The 14,073-nt window shown below is 73.6% G+C and carries 6 protein-coding genes; 5 read left to right on the forward strand and 1 reads right to left on the reverse strand.

From position 1 onward, the window contains the following. Nucleotides 1–201 precede the first annotated feature (201 nt). Nucleotides 202–3,507: an AfsR/SARP family transcriptional regulator gene (locus tag OG247_RS03970; RefSeq protein WP_327250863.1), complete on the forward strand. Its 3,306-nt coding sequence runs from the start codon at nt 202–204 to the stop codon at nt 3,505–3,507. 118 nt (nt 3,508–3,625) lie between these two features. Here the strand turns inward: OG247_RS03970 and OG247_RS03975 are convergent, their stop codons facing one another. After that, on the reverse strand, nt 3,626–3,808 hold the full coding sequence (locus OG247_RS03975; protein ID WP_327250864.1) for a hypothetical protein: 183 nt from the start codon (nt 3,806–3,808) through the stop codon (nt 3,626–3,628). Between the two features lie 331 nt (nt 3,809–4,139). Between OG247_RS03975 and OG247_RS03980 the strand changes: the two genes are divergently transcribed. From OG247_RS03980 to OG247_RS03995, 4 genes are all read left to right on the forward strand, one after another. Next, complete coding sequence (locus OG247_RS03980; RefSeq protein ID WP_327250865.1) at nt 4,140–5,588, forward strand: helix-turn-helix domain-containing protein; 1,449 nt, start codon at nt 4,140–4,142, stop codon at nt 5,586–5,588. 148 nt (nt 5,589–5,736) lie between these two features. After that, nucleotides 5,737–12,162 carry a non-ribosomal peptide synthetase gene (locus OG247_RS03985; protein WP_327250866.1) on the forward strand — a complete coding sequence of 2,142 codons (6,426 nt, stop codon included), beginning with the start codon at nt 5,737–5,739 and terminating at the stop codon, nt 12,160–12,162. Beyond that, nucleotides 12,159–12,980 carry a thioesterase II family protein gene (locus OG247_RS03990; protein ID WP_327250867.1) on the forward strand — a complete coding sequence of 274 codons (822 nt, stop codon included), beginning with the start codon at nt 12,159–12,161 and terminating at the stop codon, nt 12,978–12,980. Before OG247_RS03985 ends, OG247_RS03990 begins: the two co-directional genes overlap by 4 nt. Before the next feature lie 50 nt (nt 12,981–13,030). After that, nucleotides 13,031–14,071, forward strand: a complete 1,041-nt coding sequence (locus OG247_RS03995) for a TauD/TfdA family dioxygenase (protein WP_327250868.1) — start codon at nt 13,031–13,033, stop codon at nt 14,069–14,071. Nucleotides 14,072–14,073: the final 2 nt, after the last annotated feature.

Below are 14,073 nucleotides of genomic sequence, written 5' to 3' on the forward strand. Positions count from 1 at the left end.
GGGGCCCTGCCCTGCGGCGCCGCCCGGGCCGCGATGGCCTGAACTGCACGGTCCCGTTCATCGCCACGAAATCTCCACACCATGGACAACCGCAGACGTGTTCGGGAAGACTGACCTCCGCTCCACCCGTCTTCCCTCCCGGCTCGACCGCGTCGTGCATGCGGTGCGAGCGGGATCAGGCATGCCCCAGCTGGGAGTCTCATGACCGTTTCGCCCGGCGGCGTTCCGCCAACCCCTGACTCGGTGGTGTTCCGGCTCCTCGGGCCGTTACAGGTGACCGGTCTCGGCGGTCCGGTACGCGTTCCACCCGGCCGGCAGGAGGTCATCCTGGCCGCGCTGCTGCTCGAGGCGAACCGGGTGGTGAGCACCGACTATCTCGTCGACCTGATCTGGGACGACGAACCCCCGGACACGGCCCGCACCCAGGTGCAGATCTGCGTGTCGCGGCTGCGCAAGCTGTTCAGCACGGCGGTGATCCCGGCCGCGATCACCACCCGGCCGCCGGGGTACGTCCTCAAGACGGAGGGCGACCTCGTCGACGCCGCGCTGTTCGCCCGCACCGTCGCCGAGGCGCGCGCGCTGGCCAAGCAGGGCGCACTGGGCGGTGCGGCAGAACTTCTGCGTACAGCAGGCGAGTTGTGGCAGGGCGACTGCCTCAGCGGGGTGTCCAGCGAGACCCTTCGCAGCAAGGCCCTGCAGTTGGACGAGGAACGCCTCACGGTGGCCGAGACCCGGATCGGGCTGGAACTGGAACTGGGCCGACACCACCAGCTCGTCGGCGAGATCCAGTTGCTCGTACGGGTCCACCCGCTGCGGGAGCGGCTGCGCGGCCAGCTGATGCTCGCCCTGTACCGCTCGGGGCGACAGGCCGAGGCCTTGGAGAGCTACCGGGTCGGGCGCGAACTGCTGGTGGAGGAGCTCGGCCTGGAGCCGGGATCCGAACTGCGGGCGCTGGAATCAGCCATCCTCGCGGGCGAGGTCGCCCCGCCGTCCCGGCCCGCGGCCGGCGGCTACGGCGCCGAGAGCGCGGACCCGGGCACGGGTACGGGTGCACATGCGGGTAGGGGTACGGGTACGGGTGCCGCTCCGGCCTCCGCCGCTCCCCCCGTAGCGGTGCCTGTCCCGACCCCCGCGGTCACGGCCGCCGTCGCGGCTGCCGACGCGCCCGGGGCGGAACGGCCCACCCCACTGCCGCCCGCGCTCCCGCCCGTACCCGCAGCCGCCTCGTACCGGGAGGAGATCCCGCGCCAACTCCCCGCCGACACCTCCGATTTCGTCGGGGACGAGGCACAGATCGGCCGGATCGAGCGGACGCTGCTCGGAGAGGGCGGCCGGGCGGTCGGGCTCGCCGTGGTCGTCGGCAAGCCGGGCACCGGCAAGTCCACGCTGGCGACGCACATCGCGCACCGGCTGAGCGAAGACGGCTTCCCCGACGGCCAGTTGTACTGCGACCTGCGCGGCACCGGCACTCCCGCGACCTCCTCCGAGGTACTCGGCCGGTTCCTGCGCGCACTCGGCATCCCCGGGGCGGTGATCCCCGAGTCGCAGGACGAGCGCGCCGAGATGTACCGCACCCTGATGGCGTCGCGACGGGTTCTGGTGGTGCTCGACGACGCGGCGTCGGAGAGCCAGATCCGCCCGTTGCTGCCCGGAAGTTGCAGCTGCGCCGTGCTCGTCACCAGCCGGGTCCGGCTGACCGGCCTGCCGGGCGCGCACCGCGTGGAGCTCGACGTGATGAGCACCGACCACGCGCTGGAACTGCTGGTACGGGTGATCGGCGAGGACCGGGTGAGGCGCGAAGGGGTCGCCGCCGAGGCACTGATCCGCACGGTGGGCGGACTGCCGCTGGCCCTGCGCATCGTCGCCGCCAGGCTGGCGGCCCGGCCGCACTGGACGCTGGCCTCGATGGTGCACCGCCTCGCCAATGAACGGCACCGCCTCGACGAACTGACCCACGGCGAGATGACGATGCGGGCGAGCCTCTCGCTCACGCACGACGGGCTGGCCGCGGCGGACCGCCGACTGCTGCGGCTGCTGAGCCTCGCGAAGGGTCCGACCCTCCCGGGCTGGCTGGCCGGGGCGCTGCTGGACGACGACCGCCCCTTCCCCTCCGACCTCCTCGAACCACTCGTCGACGTACAGATGCTGGATGTCGTCGGGGTCGAGTCCACCGGCGGCTTCCGCTACCGCTTCCACGAGATCATCCGGGTGTTCGCGCGGGAGCAGCTCGCCGCGCACGACGAGCCGGCCGCGCAGTCGGCGGCGCTCGGGCGGATGCTGGGCGGCTGGCTGTCGCTGGCCGAACAGGCCCACCGGCGCATCTACGGCGGGGACTTCACCGTGCTCCACGGGAGCGCACCGCGCTGGGAGCCGTCCGCTCCGTGCGTGGACGAACTGCTCGTGGATCCGCTGGAGTGGCTCGACAGCGAGCACGCGAACCTGGTCCAGGCCGTCGAGCACGCGGCGGCGGCGCAGATGGACGAGCTGTGCTGGGACCTGGCGACGACGCTGACGACCCTGTTCGAGGGCCGGGGCTACTTCGACGACTGGGAGCGCACGCACCAGCTGGCGCTGGAGGCCGTCCGGGCGGCGGGCAACAAGCGCGGCACCGCGGCCCTGCTCGGGTCACTGGGCGTGCTGTACCTCGGCCGCAGCCAGAAGGAGGAGTCCCGGGCGGCGCTGACCTCGGCGCTCGGGCTGTTCCAGGAGCTGGACGACGCCCACGGGCTGGCACTGTGCCACCGCGATCTGGCCCTGCTGGAGCGGATGCGGGGCAACGAGGACCGCGCGCTCACGCTGTACGACCGGGCGCTGCGGGATTTCGACCAAGTCGGTGACGTGGTGGGCCGGGCCATCGTCCTGACGCAGAGCGCACAGATCTGGATGGTGCGCGGCCAGCTCTCCGCCGCGCAGGACCGGCTGGACGAAGCGCTCGGCATCTACCGTTCGGTGGGGTACACCGGCGGGCAGGCCAGAACCCTGCGGAGGGCGGGCCAGTTGTCGCAGGCCCGCGGCGAGCACGAGCGCGCGGTCCGGACGTTCACCGAGGTGCTGGAGCTGTGCCGGGACACCGGGGACGTGATCGGCGAGGGGCACCTGCTGCGGGACCTGGGCCACGCGCACGCCGAACTCGGCCGGGGTGAGGCCGCCCGGGGCTTCTACGCGCAGGCGCTGTCGGTCCGCGAACAGATCATGGACCAGGGCGGGGCCGCGCTGGTGCGGCTGGATCTGGCGAGGCTGCTGGTGGCGAGCGGGGGCACCGGTGAGCGCTCGCGGTCGCGGGAGCTGCTGGAGAGTTCGGTACGGGTCTTCCGCGATCGGCGGATGGACTCCGAACTCGCCGAGGCGATGCGGCTGCTGGGTTCGGCCGCGCTGCCGGCCCGGCCGGTCGTGGTCCAGGCGGCGGGCCAGGTCATCGGTGGTGTTCACGCGGACCCGGCCCTGAGGACGGCTCTGGTTCCGGGGGTTCCTCACGCACCGGCGAGCGGGGCGGCTGCCGGGGTCTGACCCGGGGGGCTGATGCGGAGGTCCGACGCCGGGGGCTGACGCGGAGGGCTGACGTCGAGGGTCTGTCGCGGGAGGTCCGTCGCGGGGTGGGGGCTGTCGCAAAGGCCGTGCGGGAACGTCAGTCCCACGGGTTGGTGTCCGTGGTGGTGCTCGGCGACGGGGTGGCCTGCGGGGCCGGGTTGCCCGCCGTGGTGGCGGGGGCGACCGGGCCGTCGGCCTGGGCGACCTGGGCGCCGAACACCGCGGTGCCGGCGATGGCGACGGTGACGAGGGCGGTGCGGAAGGCGGTGGCGAGCGTCATTTCTGAGTCCCTTCGTCGGTGCGCTCCGGGTCTTCCGGGGCGCTTCCTTCGTTCTGGGACAGACATTAGGAAGAGCCGGAATCTCCGCACCGTCCCCGGCCCTATCCCCGCGCTATCACGGATCTCCACGGACGGTGATAGCCACCGGTCCGCCTGCCCGCAGCGGCGGCGGGGGCGGTGCCGGCGGGCCCGCGCGGTGATAGGCGGGCCCACCGGAGGCGGTTCGTCCGGGGATGCCGGGGCGATAGCGCGCTGCCGACGATGGGAGTCAGGAACCGGGCCGCGTCACCCCAGGCCCAGTCGTTCCCCACCACCACCGCCGGGAGCGCACATGCACAGCACGGCCGTCGCCGCAGCAGTCCCCCTCGCACAGGAGGCCACCCGACTGGGAGTCCTGATCCGCGCCCACCGGCTGCGGATCGGGCTCACCCAGCGGGAGCTGGCCGATCTGTCCACCATCAGCGTCCGCGCCATCCGCGATCTGGAGCAGGGCAAGGCGAGACGGCCCCGTCCCGAGACCCTGCGCCTGATGGCCGACGCGCTGCGGCTGGGCCCGCGGGCCCGGGCCTCGCTCGAGGCGGCGGTCCAGCGGGGGCGGGCGACCGGTGCGGGCTGGGAGCAGCCGCCCGCCCCACCGACGGCCCTGCACCCGATGGTGGGCCGGGAAGCGGAGCTGGCGGGGCTGGAGCGGGAGCTCTCCTCGGGCGCGGAGCGGCTGGTCCACCTGGTGGGGCTGGCCGGTGTGGGCAAGACGCGGCTGGCGCTGGCGGTGGCCGAGCGGCTGCACGCGGCCGGGATGCCGGTGCTCTGGCACACCTTCCCCGGTGCGGCGGCCGACCACCTGGGCTGCGCGGACGGCGAGCCCGCGGCCCGGGTCGCGGCGGCGGTCACCGAACTGCTCGCGCCGGCGGACGGGGAGCGTCACCCGGGGAGCGGTCCCGGCGGCGGTACCGCAGCCGCCGCGGGCTCACCTGGTGCGGTGGACTCCCTGGCGGAACTGCTGGGCGATCAGCCCGTGTTGCTGGTGCTCGACGGCGTTGCGGCGGGTGCGGCCCGGTGCGACCGGCTGACGGGCCTGCTGCGCGCCTGCCCGGGGCTACGACTGCTGGTGACCTCCGACCAGCCGTGGGAGGTGCCCGGTGAGCGGATCTTCCTGCTGGCCCCGCTGGAGGTGCCCGCCGCCGGCGCGGTGGACACCTCGGCCCCCGCGGTGAGGGTGTTCCTCGACCACGTCCGGCGGGTGCGCCCGGAGTTCGCCCCGACGGCGGCCGACGCGGACCGGGCGGTATGGGTCTGCCGGTGGCTGGACGGGCATCCGGGGGCGCTGGCCGCGGCCGCCTCCTGGCTGGTCGTGTGCGATCTGCCCGCGCTGTGCGACAGCCTCCGCGAGGATCCGGTGGCCCTGCTCGACCACCTGGGCGGCCGGCCGGGGGCCGACGGCTTCCGCGGTGTGCTGCGCCACCGGCTGGACCGGCTCTCGCCCGCCGCGCGGGACCTGCTGGGGGCCCTGTGCGGCGGGGCCGGGGAAGAGTTCGAGCTGGCCGGGATCACCGCCCTCACCGGCGGCGGCCTGGCGGAGTCCGGCCGGCTGCTGCGCGAGCTGCTGATCAGCGGTGTGGTGCGGGCCGCGCACGAGGGCGGCAGCTCCCGCTTCCGGGTCCTGGGTTTGGTCCGGGCCGCGTGCCGGGCGGCCGCGCCGGAGCACCGTACGGCTGCCGCCCCGGAGCACCGTACGGCTGCCGCCCCGGAGTCCCGTACGCCTGCCGCCACTGCCGCCTGAACTGCTGGCCGAGTGCCGGAGCAACTGCCGCAGGCCCCGGGGGCCCGCCGGTTGGATGGCGTACGGCCGGACCGCACGGCAGAACCCGGACCGGTGTCCGGACCCCGCTCGACCGCCCGCCACGGAGACCATTTTGAGGAGCCCCGGCATGTCCCCCAAGCCCGCTGAACCGAGCAGCACCGCGCACGGGCCGGTCGCTGCGCGGCTGCCGCTGTCGGCGGCGCAACGCGACATCTGGATGGCCCACGGGCTGGACGCCTCGGGCTGCCGCTACAACATCGGGGAGTACCGCGAGATCCTGGGCGACCTCGATCCGCAGCTCCTCTCCCGGGCCTGGTACCAACTGGCCCGCGAGGCGGACGCGCTGCGCATCCGCGGGACCGGTGCGGACGAGGACGGCGGTCTGTGGCAGCTGGTGCGGGCCGAACCGGGCGACCGGCGGCTGGAGTTGCTGGACGTGAGCGGCGAGGCGGACCCCGCGGGGGCGGCCCGGGACCGGATGGACGCGGAGCTGGCCCGGCCCTTCGACCTGGTGGACGGCTGGCTGACCCGGCACGTCCTGATCGACGCGGGCACCGCGCCCGGCGGCGAACGGCGCTGGTTCTACTTCCACGCCTTCCACCACCTGGCCGTCGACGGCCTGGGCGTCGCCCTGATGGACCAGCGGCTGGTGGAGCTGTACGAGCGGGGCGCGGCCGGGGAGCCCTGGGGGCCGAGCCCGTTCGGGACGCTGGAGGCCCTGTTCGCCGAGGACGCGCGGTACCGGACCTCGCCGGAGGCGGCGGCGGACCGGGCGCACTGGGCCGGGCACCTCTCGGGGCTGCCGCAGACCCCGCGGCTCGGCGAAGGCCGCAGCGGCGGACCGGCGCCGGGCGCACTGCCCTTCGTACGGCGCACCGTGGTGCTGCCGCCGGACCGGGCGGACCGGCTGCGGGCGGTGGCGCGGGACCGGCGGGCGCCGTGGACGATGCTGGTGATCGCGCTCGTCGCGGCCTACGTGCACCGGGTGAGCGGAAGCACCGAGCCGGTGCTCGGGCTTCCGGTGACGGGGCGGCGGACCGAACTGGCGCGGTGCACACCGGGGATGATGTCGAACGTGGTGCCGCTGCGGGTGCCGGTGGCTCCCGGCGGGACGCTCGCCGAGCTGTTGGCGGCCGTGGTCAAGGAGACGCGGCAGGGCCTCGCGCACCAGCGCACGCGGTACGAGGACATGTGCCGGGACCTGGGTGTCGGCGAGTCGGAACGGCGGATCACGGCGCCGCTGGTCAACATCATGGCCTTCACCCCGGGGATGCGATTCTGCGGCTTCCCGACGACCCAGCACAACCTGAGCAACGGTCCCGTGGAGGACCTGGCGGTCGGTGTCTACGACCTGGGGCCCGAGGGCGGCCTGCGGATCGACTTCGATGCGGCGCCGCAGGTCTGCGACCTCGCCGCGGTGGCCGGGCACCAGGACCGGTTCCTGCGGTTCGTGACGGCCGCACTGGACTCGGTGCTCGAAGTCCCTTTGTCGGAGCTGGAGTTGCTGGGTGAGGCCGAGCGGCGTCAGGTGCTGGAGGAGTGGACCGGCCGCCGCGCCGAGATCGGTGAGGAAACCCTCGTCGACCGCTTCGAGGAGCAGGCCCGCACCCGCCCCGATGCCCTCGCCCTCGTCTTCGGCGACGAGGAACTCACCTACGCCCAACTCGACGCCCGCGCCAACCGGCTCGCCCACCACCTCGCCCAACACGGCCTGGGCCGCGGCGACCTCGCCGGGGTCCTCCTCGACCGCGGCACCGACTTCGCCACGGCCCTCCTCGCCGTCCTCAAGACCGGCGCCGGATACGCCCTCCTGGACCCCGAGTTCCCCGACGAACGGCTCGCCGGTACGGCTGCCGAGGCCGGTCTGCGGGTGCTGGTGAGCGACGGGACGCACCATGCACGGGTGGGCGGCGGGCCCTGGACGACCGTACTGGTGGACTCCGGGGCGGAGATCATCGGCCGCCGGCCGTCCGGCCCCCTCGGCATCCGGCTGACGCCCGCCGACACGGCGTGCGTGATGTTCACCTCCGGCTCGACCGGACGCCCCAAGGGCATCCTCTCCTCCCACCGCAACCTCGTCTCCACCGTCACCGCCCAGACCTACGCGAACTTCGGACCGGACGAAGTCTTCCTCCAGTGCTCCCCCGTCTCCTGGGACGCCTTCAGCCTCGAATTCTGGGGCGCCCTCCTCCACGGCGGCACCACCATCCTCCAACCCGGACAGCGACCCGAACCCGCGGCCATCGCCGCGCTGGCCCCGAGCCGGGGCGTCACGATGCTCCAACTGTCCTCCAGTCTCTTCAACTTCCTGACCGACGAACACCCCGAGTCCTTCGCGACCACTCGGATCGTCTACACGGGCGGCGAACCCGCCTCCCCCACCCACGTGCACCGCCTCCACGCCCGGTACCCCTCGCTCACCATCACCAACGGCTACGGCCCCGCCGAGTCCATGGGCTTCACCTCCACCCACCCGATAGCGGTCACGGACGAGGTGGCGGCCACGGTGTCCATCGGCCGGCCGCTCACCAACAAGCACGCCTACGTCCTCGACGCACGGCTGTGCCCCTCCCCTCCCGGGACGACCGGCGAGCTGTACCTGACCGGCGACGGCCTGGCCCACGGCTACCTCGCCCAGCCCGCCACCACCGCCACGAGCTTCGTCCCCAACCCCTACGGCCCACCCGGCTCCCGCCTCTACCGCACCGGCGACCAAGCCCACTGGGACACCGAAGGAAACCTCCACTACACCGGCCGCACCGACACCCAGATCAAGATCCGCGGCTTCCGCGTGGAACCCACCGAGATCGAGACCGTGCTGACCGGGCACCCGCGGATCGCCCAGGCCACCCTGGTGCACACCACCCACCTGACGGCCTACGTCACCCTCGTCCCCGGCCCGGAGCTGGGCCCGGAGCTGGGCCTGCAGTTGGGCCCGGCCGAGCTGAAGGGCTGGCTGCGCGAGCGGCTGCCGGAGCACATGGTCCCGGCGCAGTTCGCCGTACTGGACCGGCTGCCGCTCACCGCGAACGGGAAGATCGACAAGCGGGCGCTGCCGGCCGTCGAGCTTCCGCTGCCCGCCGGCGGCCGCCAGCCCCGTACCGAACTGGAGGAGATCGTCCGGACCCTCGTCAGCGAGGTCCTCGGCTCCCCCGCCCCGCTCTCCATCGACGACGGCTTCTTCGACCACGGCGGCCACTCGCTGCTCGCCGCCCGGCTGGTCAACCGGATCGGCGCCACCCTCGGCGTCACCCTCACCCTGCGCGACGTCTTCCAGCACCCCACCCCGGCGGCGCTGGCCCGCCAGGTGACGGCCGCATCGGGCCGGCCCGTGCTGCCGCCGCTGACCCGGGCCGCCGTGCGGCCGGAGCGGCTGCCCCTGTCCTTCGCCCAGCAGCGCCTCTGGCTGGTGTCGGGGCTCGAGGAGCAGGGGACCTCGTACAACGTGCCGATGGCGGTCCGGCTGGACGGCGCCGTGGACGTGGCGGCGCTGCGAGCCGCCTTCGGTGACCTCGCCGGCCGGCACGAGCCGCTGCGGACCAGGTTCACCACCGTGGACGGCGACCCCCGGCAGGTCGTCGACCCGGCAGGGCCGGCCGTCTTCGAGGTCCGCACGGTGGCCCCGCACGACCTGGACGCCGAACTGCTTTCGGCCGCCCGGCACTCCTTCGACCTGGCCGCCGAGCATCCGCTGCGGGCGACCCTGCTGCGGACCGGGGAGGCCGGGTCCACCCTGCTCGTCCTGATGCACCACATCGCCACCGACGGCCAGTCACTGCGCCCGCTCTTCGAGGACCTGTCGGCCGCCTACGCCGCCCGCCGGGAGGACCGCGCGCCCGACTGGGCCCCGCTGCCCGCGGACTACGCCGACTACGCGCTCTGGCAGCGCGCCGCGCAAGCGGACGGCGCGGTACTGGAAGGGCAGCTGGCGTACTGGAAATCCGCGCTGGCCGGGCTGCCGGAGGAGCTCGGGCTGATCCCCGACCGGCCCCGGCCGGCCGTGGCGGGGCAGCGCGGCGGGGCGGTGCGCGTCGACTTCGGGCGCCGGCTGCACAAGCGGATCGTCGAGCTGGCGCGCGCCGAGCGGTGCACGCCGTTCATGGTGGTGCAGGCCTCGCTGGCCGCGCTGCTGACCCGGCTGGGCGCGGGGACGGACATCCCCCTCGGGTCACCGGTCGCCGGACGTACGGACGAGGCCCTGTCGGACCTGGTGGGGTTCTTCGTCAACACCCTCGTGCTGCGGACCGACACGTCGGGCGATCCTGCCTTCCGGGAGCTGCTGGCCCGGGTGCGGGCCGCCGACCTGGACGCCTTCGCCCATCAGGACGCCCCCTTCGACCTGGTGCTGGAGGCCGTCAACCCGACGCGTTCGCTGGCCCGCCACCCGCTGTTCCAGATCTGCCTGGCCCTGGAGTCGGGCCCGGCGGTCACCCCGGACTTCCCGGGCCTGCGGGCCGGGGCCGCGGAGCCGCTGGTGACGGGGGCGGTCAAGTTCGACCTGGAGTTCCTGCTGCGGGCCGAGCCGGACGGACCGCTGACGGGCGCGGTGCTGTTCAGCTCGGACCTCTACGAGCGCGCCACCGTGGAACGGCTGGCGGACATGCTGCGGCGCACCCTGGAGCACGTCGTGGCCGCTCCCGACGTTCCTTTGTCGGAGCTGGAGTTGCTGGGTGAGGCCGAGCGGCGTCAGGTGCTGGAGGAGTGGACCGGCCGCCGCGCCGAGATCGGTGAGGAAACCCTCGTCGACCGCTTCGAGGAGCAGGCCCGCACCCGCCCCGATGCCCTCGCCCTCGTCTTCGGCGACGAGGAACTCACCTACGCCCAACTCGACGCCCGCGCCAACCGGCTCGCCCACCACCTCGCCCAACACGGCCTGGGCCGCGGCGGCCTCGCCGGCGTCCTCCTCGACCGCGGCACCGACTTCGCCACGGCCCTCCTCGCCGTCCTCAAGACCGGCGCCGGATACGCCCTCCTGGACCCCGAGTTCCCCGACGAACGGCTCGCGGGGACCGCGCGGGACGCGGGGGTGGGCGTCCTCGTCACGGACTCCCGGCACCACGCCCGGGTGGCCGGACCGTGGACCTCCGTGCTGGTCGACTGCGAGGCCGAGGCCATCGGCAGGCGGTCCGCCACCGGCCCGGGCGTCGTCCTGACGCCCGCCGACGCCGCGTGCGTGATGTTCACCTCCGGCTCGACCGGACGCCCCAAGGGCATCCTCTCCTCCCACCGCAACCTCGTCTCCACCGTCACCGCCCAGACCTACGCGAACTTCGGTCCGGACGAAGTCTTCCTCCAGTGCTCCCCCATCTCCTGGGACGCCTTCAGCCTCGAATTCTGGGGCGCCCTCCTCCACGGCGGCACCACCATCCTCCAACCCGGACAGCGACCCGAACCCGCGGCCATCGCCGCACTGTCGCGGCGTCACGCCGTGACCATGCTCCAGCTCTCCTCCAGCCTCTTCAACTACCTCACCGACGAACACCCGGACGCCTTCGCGACCACCCGGATCGTCTACACGGGCGGCGAACCCGCCTCCCCCACCCACGTCCACCGCCTCCACACCCTGCATCCGGCCCTCACCATCACCAACGGCTACGGCCCCGCCGAATCGATGGGCTTCACCACCACCCACCCCATCCCGGTCTCCGACCGTCCGACTCCCACCGTGTCCATCGGCCGGCCGCTCACGAACAAGCACGTCTACGTCCTGGACACCCACCTGCGCCCCACACCGCCCGGTGCCACGGGCGAGCTCTACCTGGCCGGCGACGGACTGGCCCACGGCTACCTCGCCCAGCCCGCCACCACCGCCACGAGCTTCGTCCCCAACCCCTACGGCCCACCCGGCTCCCGCCTCTACCGCACCGGCGACCAAGCCCACTGGGACACCGAAGGAAACCTCCACTACACCGGCCGCACCGACACCCAGATCAAGATCCGCGGCTTCCGCGTGGAGACGACGGAGATCGAGACCGTCCTCACCACCCATCCGGAGATCGCCCAGGCCACCCTCTCGACCCACCCCGACCACCACAACACGCCCCAGCTGACGGCCTACCTCGTCGCGACCTCGCCCGGCCTCTCGGGGCAGGACGTCCGGCTCTGGTTGCGCACGCTGCTGCCGGACCACATGATTCCGGCCTTCGTGGTCCTGCTGGACCGGCTGCCGCTCACCCCGAACGGGAAGATCGACAAGCGGGCCCTGCCCGTCCCCGAGGCGGCCGCCACGGCCGGCGGGCGCGCTCCGCGCACCGAGCTGGAGGCATCGGTCCTCGCACACTTCGCCGACGCCCTGAACACGACGGCGCCGCTCTCCATCGACGACGGCTTCTTCGACCTCGGCGGCCATTCCCTGCTGGCCGCCCGCCTCACCAACCGGATCGGCGCCGACCTCGGCGTCACCCTCACCCTCCGCGACGTCTTCCAGCACCCGACGCCCGCCACCCTCGCGCAGCGCATCGAAAACCTGCGCCGGTCCGCCCCGGCGGCGCCCCGCCGGGCCCGGCCCGCGCTGCGCCGCCGCACCCCCGACCAGGAACGGAGTTCCTCATGAGCAACGACACGTACCCGGACTTCACGCCCGCGCCCGACGACGTGGTGTGGGACCTGCCGGGCGACGGCCCGCAGCGGACCTCACTGCTGGTCCTGCCGCACGCCGGCGGCAATGCCCACGCGTACGCCGAATGGCGCCAGTACCTGCCCGCCGACGTCCGGCTGCTGATCGGCCAGTACCCGGGCCGGGGAGCCCGCTTCGCGGAGGACTTGCCCCGCACGATCGCCGACCTGGCCGGCCCGGTCGTGGCCTCGCTGCCGGCGGGGACCACGGACGACCTCGTGGTGCTCGGGCACAGCATGGGCTCGCTGGTCGCCTTCGAGGTGGTACGCGCCCTGCAGGCGGCGGGCCGGACCCCGCGGGCCCTGGTCGCCTCGGCCTGCCGGGCCCCCTTCCTCGCCAACCCGTGCGCGGTGCACCCCGAACTCCTGGACGACGACGAACTGGTCGCCGCCATCAAGGAGCGCGGGGGAACCGACGACGGCATCCTCGACGAACCGGAGCTGCGGGAGATCATCATCCCGTCCATCCGCGCCGACTTCGCGATCGACGATGTCTACCGCTGCGAGGAGTCCGAGGCCCGCGTGGACTGCCCGCTGACCGTGATCGGCGGGGACGCCGACCCGGTCGCGCCGGCCGCCTCGCTGGACCGCTGGGCGCAGCTCACCGACCATCCCTTCGCCTCGTTCGTACTGCCCGGCGGCCACTTCTACTTCCAGCAGCAGCTGTTCGAGTTCTTCGCCGTCCTCGGCTCCGTCCTCGGCCCCGTCCTCGACTCCGCCGTCGGCGGCCGGGCCACGGCCGGCTCCGCCGCCTGACCTCCCGCGCTCCCCTTCTTCTCGCCTCCGCACCCTCTTAAGGACCTTCCATGACCACGTTCGCAGACGCCCCCGCCGAGACCGGGATCCGCCCGCTCCGCGAGGCCGGCAAGCCCGTCGTCGTCCGGACCCCGGCCGGCGCCGACCTGGAGACGGCAGTCGCCTGGCTGAACGCCCACCGCGGCGACATCCAGGCCGAGTTGCACCGCTCGGGCGCCGTCCTGCTGCGCGGGCTGCCCGTTTCGGACGCGGCGAGCTTCGCCGCCGCCCGCGACGCGCTGATCCAGGAGCGCGCCGGCTACAAGGAGAAGGCGACCCCGCGCACCGACTTCGGCGAGGGCGTCTTCTCCTCCACCGACCTGCCGGCCGTCCAGCCGATCCGGCTCCACAACGAGAACAGCTACACCCTCGACTTCCCCGGCGTGCTGCTGTTCGGCTGCGTGATCGCCCCCGAGGAGGGCGGCGCCACCACGGTCGGGGACATGCGGGAGGCGCTGCGCCTGCTGCCGCCGGAGCTCGTGGAGCGGTTCGCCCGGGCCGGCTGGCTGCTCGTGCGCAACTACTCGGAGCTCGCGGGCCTGCCCTGGTACAAGACGTTCGCGACCGAGGACAAGGCCGTCGCGGAGGCCTACTGCGAGGAGAACACGGTGGGCTACGAGTGGGTCGAGGAGGACGACTCGATGATCACCCGGCAGCGCCGGTCGGCGATCGTCACCCACCCCGCCACCGGCGAACAGACCTGGTTCAACCACTTCGCCTTCTGGAACAGCCGCACCCTGGACCCCGACGTCCGCGAGGTGCTCGTGGAGACGTACGGCGAGGACGGCCTCCCCTTCAACACCTACCTGGGCGACGGGACCCGCCTGACCGACGCCGAGGTCGACGCGATCAACGACGTGTACGACCGGGTCACGGTCCGCGAGACCTGGCAGCAGGGCGACCTGATGCTCGTCGACAACATCCTGTGCGCCCACGGCCGCGAGGCCTACAAGGGCGACCGCAAGATCCTGGTCGCCATGGGAGAGCCGGTCGCCCTGGCCGACTGCGCCCCCGCCACTCAGCCGTCCACCACCGTCTTCGCCGGGGAGTGACC

This window comes from Streptomyces sp. NBC_01244, assembly GCF_035987325.1.
In the GTDB taxonomy this organism is placed as follows: domain Bacteria; phylum Actinomycetota; class Actinomycetes; order Streptomycetales; family Streptomycetaceae; genus Streptomyces.

Excerpts from the sequence above, each read along its gene's own strand:
- OG247_RS03990 (WP_327250867.1), top strand. The coding sequence starts at position 12,159 with ATGAGCAACGACACGTACCCGGACTTCACGCCCGCGCCCGACGACGTG.
- OG247_RS03980 (WP_327250865.1), top strand. The coding sequence starts at position 4,140 with ATGCACAGCACGGCCGTCGCCGCAGCAGTCCCCCTCGCACAGGAGGCC.
- OG247_RS03995 (WP_327250868.1), top strand. The coding sequence starts at position 13,031 with ATGACCACGTTCGCAGACGCCCCCGCCGAGACCGGGATCCGCCCGCTC.
- OG247_RS03970 (WP_327250863.1), top strand. The coding sequence starts at position 202 with ATGACCGTTTCGCCCGGCGGCGTTCCGCCAACCCCTGACTCGGTGGTG.
- OG247_RS03985 (WP_327250866.1), top strand. The coding sequence starts at position 5,737 with ATGTCCCCCAAGCCCGCTGAACCGAGCAGCACCGCGCACGGGCCGGTC.
- OG247_RS03975 (WP_327250864.1), bottom strand. The coding sequence starts at position 3,808 with ATGACGCTCGCCACCGCCTTCCGCACCGCCCTCGTCACCGTCGCCATC.